The organism is Streptomyces sp. NPDC050997, assembly GCF_040660135.1.
Lineage (GTDB): Bacteria > Actinomycetota > Actinomycetes > Streptomycetales > Streptomycetaceae > Streptomyces.
Genome location: NZ_JBFAGK010000004.1, coordinates 426,599 through 452,397 on the forward strand (window position 1 = coordinate 426,599; position 25,799 = coordinate 452,397).

Genomic DNA, 25,799 nt, shown 5'->3' on the forward strand with positions numbered 1-25,799 from the left:
GGGCCGCCCTTTCGTTTCTTGCTCGACGATCCGCAGGATCTCCCTCACCGGCGCCCGGGACAGATCCCCGAAGGGACCCGGCGGTGTGCTTGGCAGTGCGCCGGGGCCGCCTTCAGCTCCGCGCCCGCGAACCGGGTCGCGGGCGCGGGGACGAAGGGCTTGTCGCGGTAGTGGGAGTGACGGTTGCGGGTGGTGAAGGTCTGTGTGTCAGCCACCGAACACCACCTTGAAGTCGTCCGCGTCGTAGCCGGGCGCGATGCTGAGCTGGATGCGGGGCCGCTGGTAGTGGGCCTGGAGGGCGTCGAAGAGGTCCTCGACCCGGGCGTGCAGATAGCGGCCGGTGGTGGCCAGGTCGGCGTGGCGCAGGATCGCCCGGACCTCGACCAGCGTCAGGTGGGGGTCGTTGGCCATCCTCTCGGCCGCCGTATGGCGCAGGTCGTGCAGGCTCCAGTTCGTCTTGAGCTTGTCGTTGGCGCGCTGGATGACGCGGCGCATCGCCCAGTAGGTCAACGGCTTGTCGGGGCCGCGACGGGTGCGGAACACCGGCTCGTGTGCGGCCGGCATGCCCATCGCGTCGAGGTAGGCAGCCAGCAGCACCAGGGCCTGGGGACTGGCCGGGATGGGCTCGCGCAGCCTGGTGCCCTTGGAGACGACGTAGAAGATCTGGCCAGGCCAGTCGATGTCCGCCGGGGTCACGCCGAGCAGTTCCGAGGCGCGGGCGCCGCTGGCAACGTAAAGCAGCACGGCCGCGCGGTCCCGGTCGTGGTTCATGGCGGCGAAAAACTCGTCCCACATGGCGTCCGGGATCGCTCGCGGCTCGGTGGACGGGACGCGCTGGCGCAGCCGCCCCCGCCGAAAGACCGGCACGGTCTCCATCGGGCTGTGGTGTGCCAGGGCACGGCGCCGCGCCTCGGAGACCGGCACCGGGTTCACCAACGGACCGCGGCCCAGGTCGCGGTGGAAGTCGTAGAAGCTGCCGACCACGGTCAGGGCGTGGTTGATGGTGGCGGGCGCGTACCCGGCCTTCAGATACCGCTTGCCGGTGCGCGGATTGACCGACCCCGGCTCCGGCGCGTCTGGTCGGGTACGGCGGCGCTGCAGATTCGGCGCCGTGCGCAGCCAACCCACTATCACCGACACCTCCCCTTCCGTTGCCTTGTCCCAGGACACATTCAGCAGCCACAAAAACCGGAACCACCGCAGCAGATCGTTGGCGTAACTCCGGGCGGTTGCTGGGCTGTTGTCGTTCAGAGCGAGATCCCGCAGGTACGGCACCACAGGCACCACCGGCTCGTTGTCCGGGCCGATGACGGCGTACGGCGGGTGCTGGGTCTCCAACTCGACGACAGAGCCGACGCGAGGCAAGCGGGCCCGCCCCTCCATCAGCTCATTGCGCAAATGCGACGTCACACAGAACTCCTTGGGCAGTCGGACATCGCAGTGCCCAACGACTCCAAGAAGGTGCAGTTAACTCACCAGCCCTGCTCGGGGTGGGCCCAGACGGTGACGGCGGCCTGGTGGTCCGGGCGGTTTCGTTGGATGAGGGGACCCCCACAGCGCCGGAGATCCAGCGGTGAGTTGTCGTCGCGGACGGGCGGGGTCCGGGGCATGGCTCGAGGGTAAGTACGCTGGTGGGATGCGAGACCACACTCTGGACCGGGCCGACCTGCGCGGCGACTGCGAGCGGTGCTTCGGCCTGTGCTGCGTCGCCCTGCCGTTCGCCGCGTCGGCGGACTTCGCCCTCGACAAGGAGGCGGGAACGCCCTGCCCGAACCTTCAGGGTGACAACCGCTGCGGCATCCACGCCGAACTGCGGACGAAGGGGTTCAACGGCTGCACGGTCTACGACTGCTTCGGCGCGGGCCAGAAGGTCTCGCAGGTCACCTTCGGCGGGCAGGACTGGCGCACGGGCCCCGGCGAGCGGGCCCGGCGTATGGTCGACGTGTTCCCGGTCGTCCGGCAGCTCCACGAACTGCTCTGGTATCTCACCGAGGCCCTCACCCTCCCGGCGGCCCGCCCGGTCCACGCCGACCTGCGCGAAGCGCTGGAGCGGACCGAGGCGCTCACCCGTGGAACGCCGGAGGAACTCGACGCGTTGGACGTGGGCGCGCACCGGCAGGAGGTGAACGTCCATCTGCTGCGGACCAGTGAGCTGGTACGGGCAGGGGTGGGCGGCCGGAAGAAGAACCGCCGGGGCGCGGACCTGATGGGGGCCCGCCTCAGGGGCGCCGACCTCAGGGGTGCCAACCTGCGTGGCGCCTACCTCATCGCCGCCGACCTCACCGGAGCCGATCTGCGCGGGGCGGACCTGATAGGCGCCGACCTGCGCGACACCGACCTCACGGACGCGGACCTGACCGGCGCGTTCTTCCTCACCCAGCCCCAGCTGAACGCGGCCAGGGGCGGGCCCGGCACCAGGCTTCCCGGGTCAGTCACCCGCCCGGTGCACTGGACACCGCAGCCCTGACGGAACCTCGGACACGTCCGCCCCGGACGACACATCCACGGGACGCGGCCCGGGGGAGGCGTCGCCGGTGCGACCCTGCCGCGGCACCTGGGCGGGGCACACGGGCTGGTTTTCCGGCGCGTGGGACACGTCGGCAGGGTGAGCGCGTCGGTCCTCCGGCCCGTGGGAGACAGCCGCGGGCCGAGTCTGTCGGGCCTGAGGCGACGCGGAGGCAGCGGGCGTGTGCGCTTCGGCGGGGGCCGTCGCCGGACCGGGCCGCCGCTCCAGGCGCAGCCGCAGCCCGTCCGGCATCAAGGTGAGCCGTTCGGCCACCCGCAGCCGGTACGCCGGGTCGGCCCGGAACTCGTAGCGGCGCAGCAGCAGGCCGAGGACCAGCGTGGCCTCGTGCAGCGCGAACTGTCGGCCTATGCAGGCCCGCGCCCCGGTCCCGAACGGCTTGTAGGTGTGGGGCGGCCGGGACCGTACCGCCTTCGCCTCGAAGCGGTCCGGGTCGAACCGTCCCGCGTCGGCGCCCCAGACCGAGGGATCCCGGTGCAGCATCGGCATCAGGACCAGCGTCCAAGCACCCCGCCGCATCGGATGCGACCCGGCCAGCACGGTGTCCTCGCGGGCCTCCCGGGCGAAGGCGGGCGCCGTCGGCCACAGCCGCAGCGACTCGTCCAGCACCCGGCGCACGTAGCGCAGCTTGGCCACCTGGTCGTAGCCGGGCACCTCGGCGCCGCCCCACACCTGGTCCACCTCGGCGCGGGCGCGGGCGGCGACCTCGGGATGGCGGGAGAGGTAGTGCAGGGCGAAGGAGAGCGCGCCGGAGGTGGTCTCGTGGCCGGCGATCAGGAACGTGATGACCTGGCGCCGGACGTTCTGAGGCGACAGCCGTTCCCCGGTCTCCGGATGAGCCGTGTCCAGCATCCGGTCCAGCAGGTCCCCGCCCCCGCCCGGGCCGGCGCGCCGGGCCCGGATCAGCTCGTCCACCGTGCGGTTGAGGTGGGCGACGTCGGCCTGGTTGCGACGGGCGGCCCCGCGCAGCAGCAGCGGGGAGGGCACGCTGTTGAGGAGCTGTGCGTAGGTGAGGGTGCCCACCATCGCGGTCACGAAGGGATGCGGGCGGGAGCGTTCGAAGGAACCGAAGTCGTGCCCGAAGCCGGTCCGCGCGATTGTCTCCAGGGTCAGCTTGGTCATGTCCCCGGGCACGTCCACCGCCCGGCCCGTGGTCAGTTCGCGGTCCCAGTGGTCGGTGAGCCGGCCGGCCACCGCCAGCATCATCGCGTGGTAGCCCTCCATGGCCTCCCGGTTGAAGCCGGGTGCCAGAACGTCGTGCGCCAGCTGCCAGTTGGGCTCGTGGTTGTACGCCGTGAACAGCCCGTCCCCGGCCACCGGCCGCAGATTGGCCACCCCGAGTCCCACGTGCTTGGCGAACCGCGACTCGTCCGCCAGGTCGGCCACGAGATCGGCGCCCCAGGTGAACACGAACTCCCGGCCGAAGGCCTTGCGGCGGAAGATCGGCCCCAGCCGGCGGGCGTGGCGGAGAGTGTCCTGCAGCGGTGTGCGCGCGCCGGCGCCGATCACGTCACCCAGCAGGGGCAGCCGACGGGGCGGATGCGGGATGCGGTGCAGCTCCGGCCAGCCGAGCTCCGCGCCACGGAATCCCGTCGGCAGCCCGTTGCCTGTCCTCGTCTCCGCCATGACGCCATCTCCCTTGGTCCAGCCGCAGGTCGACCATGTTGTACACGGGTTCAATAGCGCCTCAGTGTCGTCCGGCTAGTGAATCGAGGTCAAGTACAGTGCGGGCATGTCCGCGGAACAGGGCGAGCGCGCGCGCCGTCGGCTCAGCACCGAGGAGCGCAGGGGCCAGTTGCTCTCGGTGGGCGCGCGACTGTTCTCGGAGAGTCCGTACGACGAGGTCCGCATCGAGCAGGTGGCGGAGATCGCGGGAGTCTCGCGCGGGCTGCTCTACCACTACTTCCCGACCAAACGGGACTTCTTCGCGGCGGTCGTGGAACGTGAGAGCGCGCGCATGCTGCGCATGACGCAGGCCGTCCCCGGCATGCCGATCCGCGAGCAGCTCACCTCCGGCCTCGACACATACCTGGAGTACGTCAGGGCCCACGCGCACGGCTACCGCGCCTTCCATCGCGCCGACGCGGCCGGTGATCGCACCGTACGCAGGGTCTACCGGCGGGCGCTTGCCGCGCAGGAGCGCCAGATCCTCGCCGCGCTCGCCGCGGACCCCGAGTTCGGTCCCCTCTCCGAGGCGCGCCCCGACCTCGTCCTGGCCGTCCGCGGCTGGCTGGCCTTCACCACGGCCGTCTGCCTGGAGTGGTTGCGCGGCTCGAACCTCTCCCACGACCAGGTACGGGACCTGTGCGCACGGGCGCTGCTGGGGGTCATCGCACCCTGAAAGCGTGTCCCGTCGACCGCGTTCCGTCGATCGTGTCCGGTCGCCCCCGATCAGAGGCGCGAACCCGATTCACGGCCCCCCGTGGTTGGCTTCGTCGCCGATCTTCGATAAGTTAGGCAAGGCTTACCTAAGGAGGTTTGGGATGGGTGACAGCCAAAGCTGGACGGCCGCGCCTTCCGCGGCGGAACGGGCCCGGTCGGTGCTCGCCTCCGCGTGGTCCTGCGCGGTGACCGGGGACGGTGGCCGCGAGGAGTTCGTCGGCGCGCACACCGTGGCCGAGGACGGCGGGGTGCTCCTCGACGTGCCCGAGGACAGCAAGCTGCTCACGGCGGCGGTCTGCGCGCCCCGCGGCGAGCCCTCGGCCGTACTGGAGTTCGCCGATGTCGCGCCCGTCCCTGTGCGCAGCCGGATCCGCGCCCGGCTCTGGATGGCCGGCTGGTTCGTTCCCGAGGGCGGCCCGATGGCGTTCCGGGCCACGCGCGTGGTGCTGCGCGGGGAGTCCGGCGCGGTCCTCGTCGACCTCGACGAGTTCGCCGCCGCCGCGCCCGACCCGCTCGCCGCCGCCGAGGCCCGGCTGCTCACCCACCTCGCGGACTGTCACGCCGACGCGGTCGAGCGGCTCACCCGCCTCGTCGACCCCGACAGCCTGCACGGCGCGGTCCGCGTGCAGCCCCTCGCGGTCGACCGGCACGGCGTGACGCTGCGTATCGAGCGCGCCCGCTCCCACGGCGACGTACGACTGGCGTTCCACGCGCCGGCCGACGACGTCGCCCGGCTCACCGAACGCATGCACGTCCTGCTCACCCAGGCCGCCGCCTCCCGCCCGCGGGCACTACAGCGGCAGCGCACAGACGGCGACGGGTGAGGCGAACGGCTCGCCCGCGAGCTTGAGGCTTCCGTTCGCACCCACCTGGAACACGCTGACGGTGGAGGACTTCTGGTTCGCCGCGAACAGCAGCCTCCCGTCCGGCGAGAAGGCGATCTGCCGGGGGAAGTCGCCGGACACCGGCACCGTGTCCAGCAGCCTGAGCCGGGCGCCGTCGGCCTCCACCGCGTAGCGCGTGAGGCTGTTGTGGCCCCGGTTGGCGAGATAGGCGTACCCGCCGTCCGAGGTCACCAGGAACTGCGCCGGGTAGTTGGTGCCGGACCCCGTGCCCGTCGACTGGGCCTCGCCCACGGTGAGGCGGCCGGTGTCCGGATCGTAGGCGCAGACCGCGACCGTGTTGTCGACCTCGTTCGCCAGGTAGGCGTACCGGCCCTTCGGATGGAAGGTGAGGTGGCGCGGCCCGGCGCCGGGACGGGTGTGGGCCTGCGCGACCTCGGTGAGCCTGCCGGTGCGCTCGTTCAGGCGGTACGTGTACACCGTGTCCGTGCCCAGGTCGACGGCGAGCACATGACCGCCGTCGGGACTCGTGACGAACTGGTGCGCGTGCGGGCCCTGTTGGCCCGGCCCGGGCGCCGGACTGGAGTGCGTGACCAGGTCGGTGCGCTCGCCGAGCGAGCCCGAGGCGTCGATGGGATGCACGGCCACGCTGCCGGATCCGTAGTTCGCGCTCAGCAGCCAGCGCCCGCCCGGATGCACGGACAGATGGCAGGGGCCCGCGCCGCCCGTGCTCCGGCTCGCCAGGATCGTGCGGTCGGCCGGTCGCACGGCGGTCACCGCGCCGTCGTCGCGCTCGTTCACCGCGTACAGGGTGCGGCCGTCGGGGTGCGCCGCGAGGTACGAGGGGTCGGCCACCCGGGTGAGGGTCCCGGTGCTCTTGATACGGCCGCTGCCGGCGTCGTAGGTGGCGAGGCCGATGCCCGTGCCGCCGCCCTCGACCGTGGTGTAGGTGCCGACGTAGAGAGGCCGGGGGCCGGTGGGACGCGCGGACGTGCTCGGCGCGGTCGAGCCACTCGCGCTCGCCTCGGGAGTGGAGGCGGCGGTCGGCTCGGACTCGGTGCCGCAGGCGGGCAGCGCGGCCGCGGTGGCCGTCCCCGTCAGGGTGCCGACGAAGCGCCGCCTGGTCCAGCCGCCGCGGTCCATGTCTCCACCTCAGGTCCTCGCTAGTGCCGTGACAGCCACCTTGACGTGGATCACCCGTCAGGCGCAACAACGGCACCTCGCATCGCACGGGACGCAACCGTTCGCCACAGGCGTGCCCGGCTCGGTACTGGAGAACGGCCTCAGCCGGAACGGCGTTCGGACATCCCGCGGTCGCGGCGCAGCGGCTCGGGCACCCGCAGGTTCTCCCGCAGCCGGGTGAGCCGCGGCATGCGCTCCCGCTGCTCACGGGAGGTACGGTCCAGTTCCTCCAGCAGCCGCCGCGAGCGGTGCTCGGTGTCCAGCTCGTCGAGGATGCGGTTCACCTCGGTCAGTACCGCGCCCTGCAACTGCCACTGGCTCGCGTCGCGCTGGACCTCTGCCAGGAGCAGCTGGGCCAGCTTGTCGCGGGTGGCCGCGGCCTGCCGCAGTTCGGCGGTCAGCCGGGACTCCGCCGCGTCCGCGTTCAGGCTCACATGCGTGGTGACCAGCACCGCGAAGCTGACCAGGGCGTCGGCGATCTCCGACAGCAGCTGTTCCACGGCGGCACCGCTCCCCGGCGCGAACAGCGGGTCGGGATCGCGTCTCTTCGCGAGGTCGGTGAGGGTGCGCGCGAGCACCCGCAGTACGACCGTGCAGATCTCCAGGGTGTCCAGCCCCGTACGCAGCACCACCCGGTGCAGCAGTCCCTCGCGCACCCGGGGATTGAGCCGCAGACTGTCCTCGGCCTGCCGCAGGGCCGCGTCCACCTCGACGATGTCGTGGTCGAGGCGGCGCGCCTCGTGCAGGCGCTCGGTCGCGTGCTCGACGGGTGTCCGGCCCGCGGCCTCCTCGCCCATGCGCAGCATCAGCTGTCTGAGTCGGCGGGCCAGCCCCTCGATCGACTCACCGGCCTCGCCCACCCATACCGGGGGAGCGAGCAGCAGATTGCAGCCGAGCCCGACGACCGCGCCGATCAGCGTCTCCAAAACGCGCGCCCACGCCGTGTCCCCGACGGTCGTGACCCCGAGTACCAGCATCGCGCTGATCGCCACCTCGGGCACGAACTCGTCGACCCGCACCAGATGCCCGACGGCCAGCGCCGCCACGATCAGCAGCCCGAGACTCCACCAGGTCAGACCCACCAGCAGGCTGAAGGCGATGGCGACCAGGACGCCGGCCACCACGGAGTTCACCCGGCGGATACCGGTGGTGAGCGTGGAGTAGAGCGTGACCTGGACGACCAGCAGCGCGGTCAGCGGTGCGGTGAGCGGCGCCGCCTCGGGGCTGAGACGCAACGCGATGACATAGGCGACCGTCGCCGCGGCGGCCGACCGCAGCGCCCGGACGACCACCGGGTCCCGGTGCAGTTTCACGAACCGCACGAGGGGTGCCGCCCACTCCCGTACATCTCGCATCCTCGGGCTGTTCCCTTCCATAGATGTACCGAAGGTACGCATATGACCGGAACTGTCCGCAAGGAAGCGTAGGTTGTCGTTCCGCTGCCACAGTGTGCCGTACGGCTACGGCACGGCCGGGGCGTCGACGCGGGAGTGGCCGCGTCTCAGTCGTACAGCTTGTCCAGGAAGGCGGACAGGTTGTCCGTCATACGGGCGATCTGCTCCGCCACGGTGAGGCTCTCCTCGAGGCGGGCTCCGCCGCCGGGCACCTTCCTGCCGCGCACATAGAGGGAACAGGCGAGGTCGGTGCACATGTACAGGCCGACGGAGTTGCCCTCGCGGCCCGCCGGACCGGTCTTACGGGCCGTCATCAGGGAGACTCCGCCTCCGGGATGGGTGGTCAGGCACAGGGAGCACATGCTGCGGTGCAGGAACCCGCGCCGCGAGGACGGGAAGCGCAGCGTCACGCCGACGAGGGTCCCGACCCGTTCGGTGACCAGATAGCCGCGGTCGGGCGCGCCCGGGTCCCGCCAGCCCAGGAAGTCCAGGTGGTCCCAGGGGAGTTCGTCGAGTTCCCGGGGCGTGGCCAGGCGTTTGGCCTCCCCCTTCGAGCAGTTGACGAACGAGTCGCGGATGTCCTGCTCGGTGAGTGATCTCATGGATGTCTCCTGGGGGGTCCTGTGGCTGAAACCTAGGAGGGCTAGGTTCGCGGCTACGGTACGCAGGCAAGTGGGGAGAGAGCCAATGGATTTCGGGGACATCGGATCACAGCGGGCGCGGGCCGCGCTGCTCCATGTGGCGGCACTCTCCGAGGGGCCGGCCCTCGATCCCGGTCCGCGCGTCACGCTGAACTTCCACCCCGACCGGCTGGTGCGCGGGCTGCCCATCCTGCGCGCGCTGGCCGGGGACGGCCTGTACCACTCGCAGTTCGTCACCGGCACCAGCAACGGCGGGCTCACCGCGCACCCGGGCGGCGACCGCCATCGTTGGGAGAGCCGGATCTTCGGGGGCGTCTACGACGACGCGGCCGCCGCCGAGCGTCCCGTGTACGGCGCGCTGAACTTCCGCCGCCAGGTGGTCGGCGCCGCCCCGCGCTTCGGCTCCTCGCACTTCCGGCTCACCGGTGCCGTGCTCGCCCGGACCACCTTCTGCTACCCGGACAGCGCGGCCGAGCCGGGCGACTTCGGCGTGGCGGCCGCGATGTCGCTGATCGCGCTGGCCGAGGCGGACGACCAGGACGCCCTCAACGACTACATCGAGGCCCAGGTCCACGCCGGGGTCGTCCTCGACCGGGACGTCGAAGCACTCGTCCTCGACGCGAGCTACCGCGGCACACCCGTCGAGACGGCGGCCCGACTGCTGCCCTGCCCGGTCGAGTGGCACCCCGGATACCGCGTCACCGTGGCCGACCTGTACCGCCACGCCGACTACCGCGGCCGGGAGTACGCCGACCTGGGCGCCCGGATCGCCGAGGACGGCCGCATCGACCCGCGGATCATCGGCGACGCGGCCCGCACCGGGCGCCACGAACTCCAGGACCTGAAGATGGTGTGGCACACCCTCGCCCGCTTCGGCGCCCCGGAAGGCGCCGGAACGGCCTGCTCCAGGGGTGCGGCCAGGGGTGTGGCCAGCGGTGCGGCCAGGGGTGTGGCCAGCGGTGCGGCCAGGGGCGCGTCCACAGGTCCGCCCAGAGGCGCGTCCACAGGTGCGTCCACCCGTGCGTCCAGAGGTGCGTCCAGGGCCGCGGCCGGCGGTGCGGCCAGGATCGCGGCCCCTTCCCCCGACATCGTCCTCGCCTCGGACGCGGCCTATTCCGCGGGCGCGGTGGCCTCCGAGGCGGCGGCGTCCGAGGGCACCGCGGCAGGTGCCGGCGGCCAGACCCCCGGGGTCAGCACCCCCAGCGCGTAGGCGCGGGCGACCAGTTCCGTACGGTTGCCAGCGCCCCAGCGCGCGGACAGGCGCCGCAGGTGATACGTGACGCCGTCGGTCGTCAGGCCGGTCTCGCGGGCCGCCCGGGCCGTGGTCGCCCCGCCGGCCAGGAGCGCCAGGATCCGGGCCTCCGTCGCGCCCACCCGCACCGGTTCCTCGGCGCGGTGCTCGCGCCCGCCCAGGACACGCAGCATCACCAGCAGGGCGGGTGTCTCCTCGACCGTGTCGCTCACCGGGTCCGCCGTCAGCTCCCCGTACCGCTCGCCGCCGCCGGGTGCCTCCCAGCGCACCGACACCTGGTAGCGCGACCGGTGCCGCAGCCGCAGCGCCTGCGCGATCCGGTCCACCTGGGTCACCTCCTGCGGCCGGAACAGCTCCAGCACCTCACGGCCGCGCAACCGCCCCGGAGTCGTACCGCACTCGGCCGCCATCGCGGGATTGGCGAGCAGGACGGCGCCGTAGACGTCGCACACCGCCACCGGAACCGACACCCGGTCAAAGACCATCAGCGCGCGGTTGCGCCACATCACGACGTCCCGCCGGTCCGCTGTCACCCGCATTCCCCCCGCACCTCCCGCCTCGGTGTCCGCTCGCCGCCGGGGGCCGCGCCCTGCCACGGTGGGTCGCCCGGCGCAAGAGCGAGGCGCCTGTATGTACTACACAATCATGTAGGCGGTCGGTACGGACCGGTGGGCTCGGTGGATCAACCTGGATCGGAGTACTCCCGTACCGCGAAAGGCAGTTGTCGCGCCATGCCCCCCACCGCGCAGACCGCATCGTCCCTCCCCGGCGTTCCCCTCGTCGACATCTCAGCCACCGGCCCCGGCCGGACACCTCTCCAGCAGGTGATGGGGCTGATGCGGGAACACGGCCCCGTGCTCGTACGGCGGCTGTACGGGCGGGACGTCACCTTCGTCGCCGACCTCGACCTGGTCACCGAACTCGCCGACGAGACCCGGTTCGGAAAGGCCATCGGCCCCGCGCTGGAGAACGTCCGCGAGTTCGCCGCCGACGGACTGTTCACCGCGTACAACGACGAGCCCAACTGGGCCAAGGCCCACGACATCCTGATGCCCGCCTTCGCGCTCGGCTCGATGCGCACCTACCACCCGGTGATGCTGCGCGTCGCCCAGCGCCTGATCGGCTCCTGGGACCGGGCCGCCCGCGCCGGTCAGCCGGTGAACATCCCCGACGACATGACCCGGATGACCCTCGACACCATCGGGCTCGCCGGGTTCGGCTACGACTTCGGTTCCTTCGACCGGGACGAGGCGCACCCCTTCGTCGAGTCGATGGTGCGCTGCCTGGAGTGGGCCATGACCCGCCTGGCCCGCACCCCCGGGGGCGACTACACGGCCGCCGACGAGGCGTTCCGTACGGACGCCGGCTACCTGGCGCAGGTCGTCGACGACGTGATCAGCGCCCGGGTGGCCTCCGGCGAGACCGGTACCGACGACCTCCTCGGGCTCATGCTCACCGCCACGCACCCCGCCGACGGCACCACCCTCGACACCACCAACATCCGCAACCAGGTCATCACCTTCCTGATCGCCGGACACGAGACCACCTCCGGCGCGATGTCCTTCGCGATGTACTACCTGGCCAAGCACCCGGCCGTGCTCCAGCTCGTCCAGCGCGAGGTGGACCAGCTGTGGGGCGACACCGCCGACCCCGAGCCGACCTTCGACGAGGTCGGGCGGCTCACCTACACCCGCCAGGTCCTCAACGAGGCGCTGCGGCTGTGGCCGACCGCCGCCGCCTTCAGCCGGCAGGCCCGCGAGGACACCCTGCTCGGCGGGCGCATCCCGCTGCGCGCCGGACAGACCCTCACCGTGGTCGCCCCGATGCTGCACCGGCAGCCGGTGTGGGGCGACAACCCCGAACTGTTCGACCCCTCCCGCTTCACCCCCGAGGCGGAGACCGCCCGCTCCCCGCACGCCTTCAAGCCCTTCGGAACCGGCGAACGGGCCTGCATCGGGCGGCAGTTCGCCCTGCACGAGGCCACCATGCTGCTCGCCCTGCTGGTACACCGCTACCGGCTGAACGACCACGCCGACTACCGGCTCACCATCAAGGAGGCCCTCACCCTCAAGCCGGACGGCTTCACCCTCACCCTGGCCCCGCGCACCACCGCCGACCGCGCCCACCCGCCCCTGCCGGGCGCGGTCCCGACGACCGCGGACGACACCTTGGTCGAGGCCAACCTCCCGGCCCGGGTTCGCGCCGGCACCCGCGCCCTCTTCCTGCACGGCAGCAACTACGGCACCTGCCGCGACTTCGCCGCGCAACTCGCCGACGAGGCCGCCGCACTGGGCTGCGAGACGGAGGTCGCGCCCCTGGACGCGTACGCCGGGGGACTTCCCACGGACCGCCCGGTCGTGATCACCGCCGCCTCCTACAACGGCCAACCCACGGACGACGCCCGGGAGTTCGCCGCCCGGCTCGACGAGATCACCGACGCGACCGGCGTCCACTACACGGTCCTCGGCGTCGGCGACCGCAACTGGGCCGCGACCTACCAGCACGTCCCGACCCGCATCGACGAACGCCTCGCCGGCCTCGGCGCCACCCGTCTCCTGGACCGCACAGCCGCGGACGCCTCCGGCGACCTCACCGGCACCGTCCGCGCCTTCACCGCCGGGCTGCGCACTGCGCTCCTCGAGGCGTACGGCGACCCGGACGCCCCCGTCGCGGCCGAGCCGGAGCCGACCGCCGGGTACGAGGTCCGGACCCTGACCGGTGGCCCACTGGACGCCCTGGCCGAGCGGCACGACCTGGTCCCGACGACCGTGACGGAGGCGTACGACCTCACCGCGCCCGGGTATCCCCGCCTCAAGCGGTTCGTCCGGCTCGCGCTGCCCGCCGGCACCACCTATCGCACCGCCGACCACGTCACCGTCCTGCCGGTCAACGACAAGACGCTTGTCGAGCGGTCCGCGGACGCCCTCGGCGTCGACCTCGACGCCGTCCTCGACATCCGTCCCACCCGCCCGCGCCGCGACGGAATCGCCGCGGACCGCCCCTTGACGGTACGTCAACTACTCACCCACCACGTGGAGTTGCGGCAGCGCCCGACCACCGAGCAGCTGTCCGCGCTGGCCGCCGCCAACCCCTGCCCGCCGGAGCGCGCGCAGTTGGCCGCCCTCGTGGACGACCCGCGCACCCTCGTGGAACTCTTCGAGTCCTACCCCGCCCTGCGCGGCTGCCTCGACTGGCCCGCCCTGCTCGACCTCTTCACGCCGCTGCGCCCCCGCCACTACTCCATATCCTCGTCCCCGGCGGCCGCACCCGGCCACGTCGACCTCATGGTCTCCCTCCTGGAGGCACCCGCCCTCTCCGGCGACGGCACCTACCGGGGTGTCGGCTCGGGTCATCTGGTCGGCGTGCGGCCCGGGGACACCGTCCTGGCCCGCGTCCAGCCCTGCCGGGACGCCTTCCGCGTCGACCACACCCGGCCGGTCGTCATGATCGCGGCCGGCACCGGCCTGGCCCCCTTCCGCGGAGCCGTCGCCGACCGGGTCGCCGCCCTGGGCCGGGGTGAGCAACTCCCGCCCGCACTCTGCTACTTCGGCTGCGACGCTCCCGACGCCGACTTCCTGCACGCCGACGAACTGCGCGCCGCCGAGACCGTCGGCGCGGTACGACTCCGCCCCGCCTTCAGCGCCGCCCCACAGGCCGGGGTGACCTTCGTGCAGCACCGGGTCGCCGCCGAGGCCGCCGAGGTCTGGGAACTGCTCGACGCGGGCGCCCGGGTGTACGTCTGCGGCGACGGCTCGCGCATGGCGCCGGGGGTGCGGGACGCGTTCCGTACCCTGTACCGGGAGCGCACGCCGGACGCCGACGAGTCGGCCGCCGAGCGATGGCTCGACGGGCTGGTGCGGGACGGCCGTTACGTCGAGGACGTGTACGCGGCCGGCTGACCGGGAGACAGGGAAGGGCGGGCACAGGTGGCCAACTCCGAGGACCTGGCGGGCACATCGGATTCCTGGAGACGGGCGCGGCACATACTGGAAGACGCCCGCCTGGCCCCCGACCGGCTCGCCCGGCTACGCCCCCTGACCGGCGGCACGTACAACACCGTCGAGGAACTCCTCCTCACCGACGGCAGCCGCTACGTGCTGAAGGTCCCTCCCGCCGCGACCGTCCCCGGTCTGCGCCACGAGCGCCGACTGCTGCTCTCCGAGGCGGAGTTCTACCGTGCGGCCGCCGGGGCCGGTGTCGCGGCGCCGCACGTCCTCGCGCTCGGCGGGCACACGGACACCGCCGCGGGGCACCTGCTGATGACGGCCTGTCCCGGCGAACCCTGGAACGGTTCGCTCACGCCCACCGAACAGACCGCTCTGCGCACCGAGTTGGGCCGTCAGCTCGCCCGCCTGCACGAGGTGACCGGACCCGGCTTCGGCTACCCGTCCGGCGCCCTCGGCCCGCTCGCCCCCGACTGGCGCACCGCCTTCACGACCATGACCGAGGCCGTCCTCGCGGACGCCCGCCACTACCGGGCCCGCCTGCCCCGCCCCGTCGACGAGGTCGCCCGTACCCTGCGGTCCGCCCACAGCTCCCTGGACGAGGTCACCGTCCCCCGCCTGGTCCACTTCGACCTGTGGCCGGGGAACATCCTGGTGGACCGCCCGGCGGGCAAGGCACCCAGGATCGGCGGACTCATCGACGGGGAGCGCATGTTCTGGGGCGACCCCCTGGCCGACTTCGTCTCCCTCGCGCTGCTCGGGGACATCAAGCGGGACGAGGCCTTCCTCGCGGGCTACCGGGCGGAAGGCGGCCGGGCGGAGTTCGACGGCCCGGCCCGCCTGCGCCTCGCCCTCTACCGCGCCTACCTCTACCTGATCATGCTCACGGAGACAGTGCCCCGCGCGGTCGACGCCGACCAGCAGCGATGGGTCCAGGAGAAGGTCGCCCCGGAACTCGTCGCGGCCCTGGAGGAGATCGACAGGGAGGCGCCTTCCCACCGCAGCGCCTCTTGATCGGCGGCCGGGCCGGCGCCGGGCGGGCGAACCGGTTCCTGCCCGGCACCCCCTCGGCGCACGGCGTCGGCGGAAGGGCGCCGCATCGACGTTTCGCTGATCAGCGGGGAGGTACTCGCGTGGCGCCCCGACACAAACGAAGGGAGTGCGCCGTGGACGAGCACCGCAGCGAAGGACCCGGTGAGAACGGTGAGCCGGTACCGCGTGACCTGCCGGACCAGCAGGCGCACGAGGGCGAGGACCCCTGGGAGGTGGGCGACGGCAGCGCCCGGGGCGACACCCTCGACACCACCGAGGCCGAGGAGCCCGACGAGGCGGCCGCCGACGTCCCCGACACCGACGAGTCGGGAACGGGCAGGCGGGGCGCCGCGCACTCGGGCGCCGTACACCCCGAGCACCCGGTACCGGACGAACCCACCGCCTGACCGGCCGCCCGAGGTGTCCTGACCGCCTGCACCGCCTGCCCGCACCGCACGCGTGCCGCCGTCGAGGTCAGCCGACCTTGTGGCCCTGCATCGGCTCCGTCGGCGTCCCCGCGCCCTGCTGCATACCGTGCAGGAACTCCTCCAGCACCTCCGCCGCCGTGTGGTCCGGGTGCCAGTCGAGTTCCGTGCGGGCGCGGGTGCAGTCCATCAGCGGGAGCCTCAGCACCGCGTCGAAGAGATGGGGAGAGGCCGGCAGCAGACGCAGCCCCCACGCGGCGGCGACCGCCGAGCGGGCCGCGGTGCGCGGCAACCGGACCGGACGGGCGCCGAGCATCTCCCCGAGCAGCTCCGCGTCGACGGGCGGCTCGCCGGCCAGGTTGAAGGCGCCCTGGACGTCGGAGCGCAGCGCGAGACGGTACGCCTGTGCCGCGTCGTCGGTGTGCAGCGCCTGCACGCGCAGACCGGGAATGTCGGGCAGGAACGGCAGCTGCTCGGGCCGCACCAGCGGCCCGGGCAGGAAGCGCCCGCCGAAGATACGGCGCTGCTCGCTCGCCGACTCCCGCTTGAAGAGGAAGGCCGGGCGCATCCGGACCACCCGGACCTTGGGGTGGTCGCGCTCGAACGTGTCCAGGGCACGCTCCAGATAGGCCTTCTCCCGGCAGTACGCGGCATCCGGCCAGCCGTGGGTGGGCCACGACTCGTCGACCGTGTGCTCCTTCGGCCCCGGGGAGTACGCGCCGACCGACGACGCGTGCACCAGTGTCGGCACGCCCGCCGAGGCCACCGCCTCGAACACCCGGATCGAACCGAGCACATTGGTGCGCCAGGTAGCCGCCGGGTCATGAGTGGGCTGGAACGCCCAGGCCAGATGGACGACCGCGGCGGCGCCCTCGAACTCCTTGACGAGATCGGACTGGTCGGATGCCAGGTCGACCGACGACCAGTCCGTCTTCGGCGGCGCCCAGTCCGGTATCCGGCGGGCCAGCCCCCGCACGGCCCCGATCTCCGGATCCTCGGAGAGAAGGCGCACCAGACTGGTGCCGACATTGCCGGTGGCGCCCGTGAAGATGATCTTGCTGCCCGTTGAAGTGCTCACCTTCGACTCCTCACGGCCTGTGGGTCGACAGGGGGCTGCTCCGAGTACCCAGCCGAAAGCGATACACGCGATGCCCGGCCGCTCGGCTGACAGGTCCCACAGGGCGCCGCGGTGTCCGGACAGAGGGAAGCCCCGACCGGACGGGGGAATCACGGTCGGGGCTGGTCAGGTGTGGGCGCGGATGGCGGTCGCCTCTCGGCGGAACGCTCCACAGGGCTTCAGCCGAACGATCGTCCCTGTGGGCAAAAGGTGAGGCCCGGGGACACTGTCCCATCCACACCCACGGTCTGTTCAACGGGCAACCGCCCCTTGGTGTTCCGCGCTCTGCCCCGAAACGGGGTGATCCGTGTCACCGCTCGTGAGCGCCCGCAACGGGCTCGGTGTCGGGAACGGTCTTGGTCTCCGGAATGGGCTCGGTGTCGGGAACGGTCTGGGTGTCGGGAACGGTCTTGGTCTCCGGAATGGGCTCGGTGCCGGGAACGGTCTGGGTGTCGGGAACGGTCTTGGTGTCCGGAACGGGCTCGGTGTCGGGGACGGTCCCGGTGTCCGGAACGGTCTGGGTGTCGGGAACGGTCTCGGACCAGATGTTCTCGGCCTGCAACAACAGGGTTCCCAGGACGGCCGTCCGGGTGGCTCCATGGGTGGCGTGCTCCCGCAGACCGTGCTGCAGCCGTTCATGCAGCTCCCGCATCCTGTCCTCGACGCCGTCCTCCGGCCGGGTGTCCTCGCGCGGGTCCAGCAGCCGACGGCTCTGCGCGTGGCACGCGTCCCCGATGAGCTCCAGGAGACGGCCGTACGAACGCAGCGCCGGGCCGTCGGGCGCGCGGGCGTCGTCGGCCGCGATGCTCAGGGACCGGGTCAGTGCTCTGACGTGGCCGGTGACCCGGCTCCAGCGTTCGTCCTCGTCCTCTGACGGCACGGGCCGCGGGGGCCTGCGGACGGCGCGCAGCGGCCCCGCGGTCAGCCGCAGGCTCTCCCGGCTCCAGGCCCGGGCCGCCCGCAGGGCGTCCAGGCGCCACTCCAGCCGGGCCGAGGCGCTCGACCAGCGGGACGCGGACTGCGCGTCCCACTCGGTCTCACACAGATCCGCCGCGACGACGTGCAGCACGTCGCCCGTCTCCTGGGCGAGTGCCCCGAGGTTCTCCCGCACGTCCCGCAGATGGATCGGCGGCAGGACGAAGGCGTTGATCGCGAGTCCGATCACCGCGCCCAGCAGGGCCTGTCCGACGCGGTGCCCGACCGCGGACACCGAGACGGTGCCCGCGGCGAGAGTGAAGACGGCGGTGGTCGCGCCGTAGATCCCCTGGTCGCCGAAGCGGGACCAGTTCGCGAGCAGCATCAGCACCGGCACGGACAGGGCCAGCGCGCCCAGCGTGTCGCCGGTGAGGGCCTGGGCCGCCGACGCCAGCAGGGTTCCGGCACAGAGGGCCACCCACTGCTGCGCGGCCTGCCGCAGCGAGCTGTAGACGGTGGCCTGCACCAGCACCATCGCCACCCAGGGAGCCATCAACGCCATCGGGTCGCCCAGCCAGACGCTCGCCACGGACCAGGCGATCAGCGCCGCCGCGGCGGCCTTCAACGACTGCACGAACAGATCGCGCTCCCGGCCGGGCCCGCGCCAGACGGCCCGGCCTGCCCGGGCGACGGCGCGGGCCTCCCGCCGCAGCGCGTCGGCCGGACGGCCACCCTTTGGTCGTACCGCATCTGTCACAGTCGTCATGGACGGTGGGTATCCGCGTCGAGGGGCCCCTCACCTCGATCGAGCCGGATCATGCCAGCGGGCTGTCCGCCAAGGAGGCGAGCAGGTCAGCCGGGTCGTCGTAGATCTCGCTCGCCCCCGCCCCCTCCAGGTCGGCCCGCGGGATGCCGCCGCACAGGACGCCGACGCAGCGGACCCCGGCCCGGCTGCCCGCGCGCATGTCCCAGACGGTGTCGCCGACGAAGACCGCCTGCTCGGGCGGGACACCGGCCAGCTCCAGGGCGTGTTCGACGGGCTCGGGCGCGGGCTTGCCCTCGGCGACGTCGTCGGCGCTCGCCGTGTCGGTGATGGCGTCGTCCGCGTCGATCGCGTGACGCAGCGCGGACAGCTCGGCACCGCCCGCCGACGTGGCGAGCACCACCGTCCAGCCGTCCCGGTCGAGCCGCCGCAGCAGTCGCCCGGCGTCCCGGAACGCGGGCAGCCGGTCGAAGTACTGCCCGTACAGCGCCTTGTGGGCGGCGCTCAGTGCCGCGTCCCGGTCCGGGTCCCGGGCGTCGCCGAGGAGATGGGCGATCAGGTCGGTGGAACCGAGCCCGATCGCCCGGTGGATGGCGTGCGTGGGCACCCGGTGCCCGGCCTGTCGGAGGGCCTCCCACCAGGTCGCCACATGGAGGTGGTTGGTGTCGACGAGGGTCCCGTCGACGTCGAACACCGCGGCCCGTCCCATATGCCCGTCCTTTCGTCCCACACGGCCCGATCACCGCGTCGGGTTCAACGTCAGGTACCACGTCAGCCGCTCGCCACGCGGTCCGGAATCCGGCCCTGCCGGGTCCAGGCCAGCAGCTCCGCCAGGGACCAGGTCGTGACCACGCGCCCGGCGGGCACTGAGCACTCCTCCGCGCGGGCGCAGCCGTGGATCTGCCAGTCCAGCTGGCCGGGCGCGTGCGCGTCCGTGTCGATCGAGAACAGCACGCCCGCCCGCACGGCCGCACGCAGCAGTCGCCGTGGTGGATCAAGGCGCTCGGGGCGGCTGTTGACCTCCACCGCGGTACCGGACTCGGCGCACGCCGCGAACACCTCGTCGGCGTCGAACTCCGACTCGGGCCGCCCTCGCCCCGTCACCAGCCGTCCGGTGCAGTGCCCGAGGACGTTCGCGTGCGGATCGCGTACGGCGGCCAGCATGCGCCGGGTCATCGAGCGGGCGTCCATCCGCAGCTTGGAGTGCACGGACACCACCACGACGTCCAGCTGATCGAGCAGCTCGGGTTCCTGGTCGAGCGAGCCGTCGTCGAGGATGTCGCACTCGATGCCCGTCAGCAGGCGGAACGGCGCCCACGTCTCGTTCAGCTCCGCCACCACCTCCAGCTGGTGGCGCAGCCGCTCGGGCGACAGCCCGCGAGCCACGGTCAGCCGCGGCGAGTGGTCGGTCAGCGCGGCCCACTCGTGGCCGAGCGCCGCCGCCGCCCGGCCCATCTCGTCGATCGGGCTGCCACCGTCGGACCAGTCCGAGTGCAGATGGCAGTCCCCGCGCAGCAGGGCCCGCAGCGCCTCCCCGCCCGACGTCGACGGCGCCTCGGCGTCGGCCTCGCCCTCCAGGTTCTCCAGATAGCCGGGCACCCGCCCCGCCAGCGCCTCACGCACCACCTGCGCCGTCTTCGGGCCGACCCCCTTGAGGGACTCCAGCGTGCCGGCGTCCGCCCGCTCGCGCACCTCCGCGTCGGACATCGGGGACAGCACACGGGACGCCGTACGGAAGGCGCGCACGCGGTAGGTGGGCGCGCGGGACCGCTCCAGCAGAAAGGCGATCCGGTCCAAAGCCTCGACGGGATCCATCGCCACCTCCACCTCCAGAGTTCCCCAGCTGCCCGGGGACCGCACGACGGGTGGGCGGCTCGTTCGGTACGCGGTCGGGGGGAACGGGACGTCGGTACGTGGCGCGGTCGAGAGGGCGGTACCCGGCCCGCTGGTCGGGTGACGTACGCCTCTCCCTCCCGCGGGATGCGCTCTACGCTCTATCCATGACCGAAATCGCGAGCCCGTACATCTCCAACCCGCGGATCCTGGTACTCGGGGTGCAGCCGGGCACGCCGCCGTTCCGGATCGTGGAAATCGACGGGGAGGTGGTCGGAGAGGCGAAGACCGTCACCGACGTTCTGGAGGCCGCCGCGGCGTTCGGTATCACGGTCCACGATCTGGACGACCCGGCGGTGGTCCGCTGGGTGGGCGGGGACAAGTTCACCTGGCACCGGCACTGACCGACCGGGCCGGCAGGCCGTTGGTAGGGACCACCGGTGCGCGATGGCCGCCGCGGTCACACCTTCGGCTTGCGCGCGTGTACCGCCCGGCTCAGCCGCCGCCCCAGCAGGAGGTAGCCGATGAGCGCCCCGGCGGTGTTGAGGATGACGTCGTCGATGTCGAAGGCCCGCCCCGTGATCAACGCGCCCTGTGCGAACTCCACCATGAGCATTACGACGGCGGTCAGCAGCAGGATGCGCAGGATCCCGCGGGTACGTGGAGCCACGATCGGCACCAGGATGCCGAAGGGGATGCCCAGCAGCAGGTTGCCGCCAATCTGCTTGACGGCGTCGCGCAGTTCGGGCTGATCCAGATAGGCCCGCAGGGAGCGGCCCGGATGGACGTTGGTGTGCGTCAGGTCCACCGACGCGGGGGAGGGCTCCAGGGTCAGCCGCGCCAGGACGACGGCGAACGCCACCATGAAGGCGAACGCGCAGAGCATCGCCAGCAGACGCAGGGGCCAGGGCAGGGGACGCCGTTCCAGGCTCGGCCGCTGGGCGGAGCGCCGTTCCCGGCTCGGTTTCGGCTTAGGACGCTCGGACTTGGCGGTGCGAGTGCGCAACACCGCTCGCGTTCGTGAAGCTGCCCAGGCCATTCAGTCCTCCAGACCTCAACTTGCCCGTGTGGTAGCGCGGTTACCCGCGAACGGCCCGACGATGCACCTCCCTCCGTGCACTGGACCCCCGTCGGCGTCCTGCTGGGCCTCGCCTCGACCCCGCCGGCGGCGGGCCTCGCGGCCGTGGCGGTCACCCGCCCCGGACCGCTCGCCCCGCCGAAGCCGGCGCTGCCGCTCAGGCGCCTGCGGTCAGGCCACGTCGGTGACTACGTGGCCTGGGTGCTGGTGGGCGCCACCCTGCTCGGCGCCCTCGCCCTGCCGGGGATCCACGGCGGCTGATCAGGTGCCGTGGATGACCCGGTGCCGTAGATGATCAGGTGCCGTAGGCGACCTTCACCTCCTTGAAGCCGAGGGAGCCGAGCAGGCCCTTGAGCATGGTGGTGGTGTTGGTCTCGGCACGCTTGGTCAGCTCGCTCTCCTTCGCGGCGTAGGTGATGTGCCGCACGGCGAGCTTCTGGACGGCCTGCTCGCTGTTGGGGTTGTCCGAGAAGAAGTCGCCGAGGCGGTCGAGGAGACCGCGCTGCTTGGAGACGGCGTAGGAGCGGTCGGCGTCCAGTGCTGCCTTGCCGAGTCGGGCGTGCGGCAGCCGCAGCGTGGCGGACGTACGGTCGGCGTTGACCGTCACGTCGTTCTTGCCGACCTTGCCCAGGTCGACGTAGGCGTCGACGGAGCCCGCCCCCACGTACAGGGTGCGGGAGCCGCGGACCGCGTCGGGCAGGTACTTGGTGTCCTTTTCCAGGTCCACGACGACCTGGAAATTGCCGGAGGCGGCGTCGTAACGGCTGATGTCCTGGATGGACTGGAGCAGTGCGGGGCCGGTTCGGTCGTGGGTCTCGGTGCCGAACAGGTCCTTGAGGCCCGGCAGCACGCTCAGCCGGATCCCCGCGAAGAACACGACGAGCACGAGTACCACCGCGCTCACCGCCTTCGCCCAGCCGGGCATGCGCCCGGACATGCGCCTGATGGGAGTCGTCATGGCGACGGCCCTCCTTCCTACCGTTCGGATTCCCCTCAAAGGCCTTGGCAGACAGACTCGTTGGCCGATTGACACCGCTGACGGGGGCAAGGGGGCGCACTAGCGTGAAGAAAACCTCCCTACCGGCGCATCTGGAGACCCGGATGAGCGCAGACAGCACCTCCCGACCTCTGTGCCCCATGCACCACATGACCTTCCCCGAGTCCGGACCACCCCGGCCGGTCACCCTCGCCACCGGCACCCCGGTATGGCTCGTGACCCGGTACGCCGAAGTGCGTCAGGTACTCATGGACCCCCGCTTCGATCGGCGGTCCCTGCGCGCCGAGGACGCGCCGCCGCTGCTCGTCGTACCGAACCTGCTGGACGCCCCGGACGGGCTCCTCAACCAGGACGGCCCCGCCCACCAGCGGCTGCGCGGCACGGTCCAGCGGGCGTTCACACCCCGTGCCGTCGCCCGCTGGCGGCCCTGGGTGGCCTCGGTGGTGGACACCCTCCTCGACGAGTTCGCCGAGCGGCCCCGCCCCGCGGACGTCATCGAGGGGTTCACGCGTCCGCTGCCGGTCTCGGTCGTCTCCCGGCTGATGGGTCTCGGCCACGCGGACTGGGAACGCATCCGCTCCTGGGCCGACCACGCCCTGTCCGGCGGCGCGCACACCGCCGAGGAGGTCGGCCTCGCGATGCGGGAGTTCTCCGCCTTCACCGCCGGCCTGGTCGCCGAGCGCCGCGAGGATCCGGGCGACGACCTGGTGAGCGGGCTGGTGACGGCGGGCGACGGGATCGGGATCGAGGAACGGCACCTGGTGATCCTGGTCCTGGGGCTGGTCGTGGCCGGACACGAGACGACCATGACCGCCCTCGGCAACATCGTCGTCCACCTCCTCACCGACGGGAAGGAGGCCTGGCCCGGGCTGGCCGAGGACGAGGAGGCCGCGGCGAGGGCGGTCGAACAACTGCTGCGGACCGTCCCGCTCAGCGAGGGCAGGGTGCTTCCCGGGCTGATCCGCCGGGCCCTCACGGACGTCGAGATCGGCGGAGTGACGATCCCGGCGGGCAGCGTGGTCGCGGCCCAGACCAACTCGGCCAACCGCGACCCGGACGTCTTCCCACCCGGCCCGCCCGACCTGTTCGCCCCGCTGAACCCGCCCAGCGTGGTCTTCGGCGCCGGCCCTCACCACTGCCTCGGCGCCTGGCTGGCCCGCCTGGAACTCGGCCTCGCCCTGCACCGCCTGGCCGTCCGCTTCCCCCGCCTGCGCGCCGAGTTCACGCCCGACACGATCGAGTGGCGGGAGGGCCAGATGACGCGCAGTCCACGACGGCTGCCGGTGTCCTGGTGAGAAACCCGCCGAGCGTACGAGGTGTTGGGTGCCGGCCCCGGCCCGACGCCCCCGGCCCGACGGCCCTGGGCTTCCGGGACGTACTCCCTGTCCTCCGCCTCGCAGCCGCACGCACCGGACTCCGCTCACCGGTGCCGATGAGGCACCGGCGACTTCCCGCGACCTGATCCGCCGGACAGGCCTCAGTGCGGCTTGAGTTCACGGTCTCCGGACCGTCGCGACCACCACACCCCCTCCCCGTGGGTGAGCCCGGGCAGCCGCAGCTCGACCTCGCGCACCCGTCGGGCCGGCAGCTCCCCGGTGATCAGCCACGCCGTCTCGCCACCCGTGGTGCCCGTGAACTCCGTTCCGAATGAGGCCAGTTGAGAGGTCACCGGAGCCAGCGCGTCCAGCGGGACCTCGGCCTCGAACGCGTGGTACGGCTCGTACAGCTGGGTCCCCGCACGCTCCAGTGCGCGCCGCAGCACGATCGGGGTGAGCCCGCGGAAGTCCGCCGCGGTACTGAGCGGCCCGACGAAACCGGACCGGATCAGCGTGACCCGGTAGTCGGTGACCGACGCGCCGCACAGCCCGGTGTCCATGCTCGCGTGGACCGTCTCCTCGACGGCCTGGTGGAAGGCGCGGGGGAGCGCGCCGAGTTCCGTCTCGTACGTGAAGACCCCGCCGGAGCCGCGCGGCCCCGCCTCCACCCGTAGCCCGATCGTCGCCCAGTAGCGGGTGTGGTCGTACCGCGGCAGCTCGTCCCAGGCCTCGCCCGTGCCGCGCGGACGCTCCAGGTACCGGACCCGGCCCGGCTCGAAGTCGGCCTCGACCCCGAAGTCCTGGGCCAGTGTCGCCGCCAGGACCTCCATCTGGACCTCGCCGTACAGGAGCAGCGCGGTCGCGCCGGAGGCGGCGGGGCGGGCGTGGATCAGCGGGTCCTGGTCGGCGAGGGAGAGGAGGGCGGAGCGCAGCGCCGCCGCCTGCTCGGGGTGCCGGGCCCGGACCAGGGTCTCCAGTGTCGGCGGGGCGAACTGCGGGGCCCGTTCGGTGAGGTCGCCGAGCCGGTCGCCGACCCGGATGCCGGGTACTCCGGTGAGAGCCGCGATGTTCCCGGCGGTGAGCGGCTCGGGCCGGCCGACCACATCGAGACGCGTCACCCTTCCGGTGACCTCGGTGGTCCGGCCGTCGGCCTCCCGCCGCCGGAACGTCAGTCGCTGACGCCCCGTCACCATGCCTTCGTACAGCCGCAGATACGCCGTCCGCTCGCCGCCGGGACCGGGCCGTACGGCGAACACCGTGCCGCCGGGTTCGGGGGCGGGGGTGGTGGGCGCCGGCGGGATCAGCCGGATCAGGCTCTCCGCCAGCTCGGCGACGCCCTGGCCGCCGAGGGCCGAGCCGAAGAGGACGGGGTGGAATGAGCCGTCGGCGGTGCGCGCGGCGAGGGCCCCGCGCAGGTCGTCCAGCGTCGGCTCGGGACCGTCGACGAGTGCCGCCAGGATGTCCGGGTCGACCTCGGCGAGGGCCTCGGCCCCGCGGCGGTCGGCCGGCAGCGGCGCCACCCGGGCCCCGGCTGTGCCGATGCCGGTCACTTCGTTGAGCGGCGCGATGTGCGGGGTCAGTCTGCGCCGGATGTCGGCGAGCAGGGCGTCGGAGCGGGCGCCCGCCCGGTCGATCTTGTTGACGAAGACCAGGGTGGGCAGCCGCAGCCGCCGCAGGGTCCGCATCAGCACGCGCGTCTGCGCCTGCACGCCCTCCACGGCGGACAGCAGCAGCACCGCGCCGTCCAGGACCTCCAGGGCACGCTCGACCTCGGCGATGAAGTCGGAGTGCCCCGGGGTGTCGATGAGGTTGATCTGGGTGTCGCCGACGGTGAAGGCGGCGACGGCGGAGCGGATGGTGATGCCGCGCTGCCGCTCGATGGTGCCGTCGTCGGCGCGGGTGTCACCGGCGTCGACGCTGCCGAGCCGGTCGATCGCGCCGTTGTCGAAGAGCAGCCGCTCGGTCAGGCTGGTCTTACCGGCGTCGACGTGGGCCAGAATGCCGATGTTCAGGGTGTGCATGCGGGGTCGTGTCCTCGAGAACCGTCGTCCAGTAGGGGCGCTGGGAGATTCCGAGGAGTCGGCGCATGCGAGTGTTCCTGACGTGAGGCGGCACGGACGCGCCCATCATGGCGTGCCCCCGTGGACGGTCCGCAACTGGTT

Annotated in this window: 23 protein-coding genes and 2 pseudogenes; 10 read left to right on the top strand and 15 right to left on the bottom strand. The window is 72.5% G+C overall.

Annotation, left to right across the window (positions count from 1 at the left end; all coding sequences use genetic code 11):
- Positions 1-44: 44 nt before the first annotated feature.
- From AB0H86_RS11895 to AB0H86_RS11905, 3 genes are all read right to left on the bottom strand, one after another.
- Entirely contained in the window at positions 45-215 is a 171-nt protein-coding gene (locus AB0H86_RS11895) for a hypothetical protein (RefSeq protein ID WP_362436096.1), read from the bottom strand.
- Positions 208-1,410 (bottom strand): tyrosine-type recombinase/integrase, encoded by a 1,203-nt coding sequence (locus tag AB0H86_RS11900; protein WP_362436098.1) that lies wholly within the window; start codon positions 1,408-1,410, stop codon positions 208-210. Before AB0H86_RS11900 ends, AB0H86_RS11895 begins: the two co-directional genes overlap by 8 nt.
- 62 nt (positions 1,411-1,472) lie before the next feature.
- A complete protein-coding gene (locus AB0H86_RS11905) occupies positions 1,473-1,610 on the bottom strand; it encodes a hypothetical protein (RefSeq protein ID WP_362436100.1) in 138 nt (45 codons plus the stop codon).
- Between the two features lie 26 nt (positions 1,611-1,636).
- On the opposite strand from AB0H86_RS11905, the gene AB0H86_RS11910 reads away from it, so the two are divergent.
- Positions 1,637-2,467, top strand: coding sequence for a pentapeptide repeat-containing protein (locus AB0H86_RS11910; RefSeq protein WP_362436102.1), 831 nt, complete (start codon positions 1,637-1,639; stop codon positions 2,465-2,467).
- On the opposite strand, the gene AB0H86_RS11915 is transcribed toward AB0H86_RS11910, so the two are convergent.
- Complete coding sequence (locus tag AB0H86_RS11915; RefSeq protein WP_362436104.1) at positions 2,429-4,150, bottom strand: cytochrome P450; 1,722 nt, start codon at positions 4,148-4,150, stop codon at positions 2,429-2,431. The genes AB0H86_RS11910 and AB0H86_RS11915 overlap by 39 nt on opposite strands.
- Before the next feature lie 106 nt (positions 4,151-4,256).
- Here AB0H86_RS11915 and AB0H86_RS11920 point away from each other — a divergent pair, with 106 nt between their 5' ends.
- Both AB0H86_RS11920 and AB0H86_RS11925 read left to right on the top strand, forming a co-directional pair.
- Positions 4,257-4,865, top strand: a complete 609-nt coding sequence (locus tag AB0H86_RS11920; RefSeq protein ID WP_362436106.1) for a helix-turn-helix domain-containing protein — start codon at positions 4,257-4,259, stop codon at positions 4,863-4,865.
- Positions 4,866-5,007: 142 nt separating this feature from the next.
- Positions 5,008-5,730 (top strand): DUF2470 domain-containing protein, encoded by a 723-nt coding sequence (locus AB0H86_RS11925; protein WP_362436108.1) that lies wholly within the window; start codon positions 5,008-5,010, stop codon positions 5,728-5,730.
- Here the strand turns inward: AB0H86_RS11925 and AB0H86_RS11930 are convergent.
- The 3 genes from AB0H86_RS11930 to AB0H86_RS11940 form a co-directional block, all read right to left on the bottom strand.
- Complete coding sequence (locus AB0H86_RS11930) at positions 5,698-6,891, bottom strand: lactonase family protein (RefSeq protein ID WP_362436110.1); 1,194 nt, start codon at positions 6,889-6,891, stop codon at positions 5,698-5,700. The two genes, AB0H86_RS11925 and AB0H86_RS11930, sit on opposite strands and share 33 nt — an antisense overlap.
- Positions 6,892-7,031: 140 nt before the next feature.
- Positions 7,032-8,285, bottom strand: a complete 1,254-nt coding sequence (locus AB0H86_RS11935) for an aromatic acid exporter family protein (protein ID WP_362436112.1) — start codon at positions 8,283-8,285, stop codon at positions 7,032-7,034.
- A 146-nt stretch (positions 8,286-8,431) separates the two neighbouring features.
- Positions 8,432-8,926: an FBP domain-containing protein gene (locus AB0H86_RS11940; RefSeq protein ID WP_362436114.1), complete on the bottom strand. Its 495-nt coding sequence runs from the start codon at positions 8,924-8,926 to the stop codon at positions 8,432-8,434.
- Between the two features lie 85 nt (positions 8,927-9,011).
- Here AB0H86_RS11940 and AB0H86_RS11945 point away from each other — a divergent pair.
- Positions 9,012-9,866, top strand: a pseudogene (locus AB0H86_RS11945) (DUF3626 domain-containing protein); the annotation flags it as partial.
- A 209-nt stretch (positions 9,867-10,075) separates the two neighbouring features.
- On the opposite strand, the gene AB0H86_RS11950 reads toward AB0H86_RS11945, so the two are convergent.
- Positions 10,076-10,756 carry a PAS domain S-box protein gene (locus AB0H86_RS11950; RefSeq protein WP_362436116.1) on the bottom strand — a complete coding sequence of 227 codons (681 nt, stop codon included), beginning with the start codon at positions 10,754-10,756 and terminating at the stop codon, positions 10,076-10,078.
- Between the two features lie 192 nt (positions 10,757-10,948).
- Here AB0H86_RS11950 and AB0H86_RS11955 point away from each other — a divergent pair, with 192 nt between their 5' ends.
- The 3 genes from AB0H86_RS11955 (at position 10,949) to AB0H86_RS11965 (ending at position 15,600) form a co-directional block, all read left to right on the top strand.
- Positions 10,949-14,116 (top strand): cytochrome P450, encoded by a 3,168-nt coding sequence (locus AB0H86_RS11955; protein ID WP_362436118.1) that lies wholly within the window; start codon positions 10,949-10,951, stop codon positions 14,114-14,116.
- 27 nt (positions 14,117-14,143) lie between these two features.
- Positions 14,144-15,175, top strand: coding sequence for an aminoglycoside phosphotransferase family protein (locus AB0H86_RS11960; RefSeq protein ID WP_362436120.1), 1,032 nt, complete (start codon positions 14,144-14,146; stop codon positions 15,173-15,175).
- Between the two features lie 152 nt (positions 15,176-15,327).
- Positions 15,328-15,600, top strand: coding sequence for a hypothetical protein (locus AB0H86_RS11965; RefSeq protein WP_362436122.1), 273 nt, complete (start codon positions 15,328-15,330; stop codon positions 15,598-15,600).
- 67 nt (positions 15,601-15,667) lie between these two features.
- Here the strand turns inward: AB0H86_RS11965 and AB0H86_RS11970 are convergent, their stop codons facing one another.
- The 4 genes and pseudogenes from AB0H86_RS11970 to AB0H86_RS11985 form a co-directional block, all read right to left on the bottom strand.
- Entirely contained in the window at positions 15,668-16,696 is a 1,029-nt protein-coding gene (locus AB0H86_RS11970; protein ID WP_362436124.1) for an SDR family oxidoreductase, read from the bottom strand.
- 565 nt (positions 16,697-17,261) lie between these two features.
- Positions 17,262-18,416, bottom strand: a pseudogene (locus AB0H86_RS11975) (aromatic acid exporter family protein); the annotation flags it as partial.
- Positions 18,417-18,465: 49 nt separating this feature from the next.
- Positions 18,466-19,122 (bottom strand): HAD family hydrolase, encoded by a 657-nt coding sequence (locus AB0H86_RS11980; RefSeq protein ID WP_362436126.1) that lies wholly within the window; start codon positions 19,120-19,122, stop codon positions 18,466-18,468.
- 62 nt (positions 19,123-19,184) lie between these two features.
- Positions 19,185-20,228 carry a PHP domain-containing protein gene (locus AB0H86_RS11985; protein ID WP_362436128.1) on the bottom strand — a complete coding sequence of 348 codons (1,044 nt, stop codon included), beginning with the start codon at positions 20,226-20,228 and terminating at the stop codon, positions 19,185-19,187.
- Between the two features lie 185 nt (positions 20,229-20,413).
- On the opposite strand from AB0H86_RS11985, the gene AB0H86_RS11990 reads away from it, so the two are divergent.
- A complete protein-coding gene (locus tag AB0H86_RS11990; RefSeq protein ID WP_362436130.1) occupies positions 20,414-20,650 on the top strand; it encodes a hypothetical protein in 237 nt (78 codons plus the stop codon).
- Positions 20,651-20,706: 56 nt separating this feature from the next.
- Here AB0H86_RS11990 and AB0H86_RS11995 read toward each other — a convergent pair whose 3' ends face one another.
- Entirely contained in the window at positions 20,707-21,285 is a 579-nt protein-coding gene (locus tag AB0H86_RS11995; RefSeq protein ID WP_362436132.1) for a VanZ family protein, read from the bottom strand.
- Between the two features lie 75 nt (positions 21,286-21,360).
- Here AB0H86_RS11995 and AB0H86_RS12000 point away from each other — a divergent pair, with 75 nt between their 5' ends.
- A complete protein-coding gene (locus AB0H86_RS12000) occupies positions 21,361-21,585 on the top strand; it encodes a hypothetical protein (RefSeq protein ID WP_362436134.1) in 225 nt (74 codons plus the stop codon).
- Between the two features lie 34 nt (positions 21,586-21,619).
- On the opposite strand, the gene AB0H86_RS12005 is transcribed toward AB0H86_RS12000, so the two are convergent.
- Positions 21,620-22,282, bottom strand: coding sequence for a DUF4230 domain-containing protein (locus tag AB0H86_RS12005; RefSeq protein WP_362436136.1), 663 nt, complete (start codon positions 22,280-22,282; stop codon positions 21,620-21,622).
- A 143-nt stretch (positions 22,283-22,425) separates the two neighbouring features.
- Between AB0H86_RS12005 and AB0H86_RS12010 the strand changes: the two genes are divergently transcribed.
- Positions 22,426-23,616: a cytochrome P450 gene (locus AB0H86_RS12010; RefSeq protein WP_362436138.1), complete on the top strand. Its 1,191-nt coding sequence runs from the start codon at positions 22,426-22,428 to the stop codon at positions 23,614-23,616.
- Positions 23,617-23,798: 182 nt separating this feature from the next.
- On the opposite strand, the gene otr(A) is transcribed toward AB0H86_RS12010, so the two are convergent.
- On the bottom strand, positions 23,799-25,658 hold the full coding sequence (gene otr(A), locus AB0H86_RS12015) for a tetracycline resistance ribosomal protection protein Otr(A) (protein ID WP_362436140.1): 1,860 nt from the start codon (positions 25,656-25,658) through the stop codon (positions 23,799-23,801).
- Between the last annotated feature and the right edge of the window lie 141 nt (positions 25,659-25,799).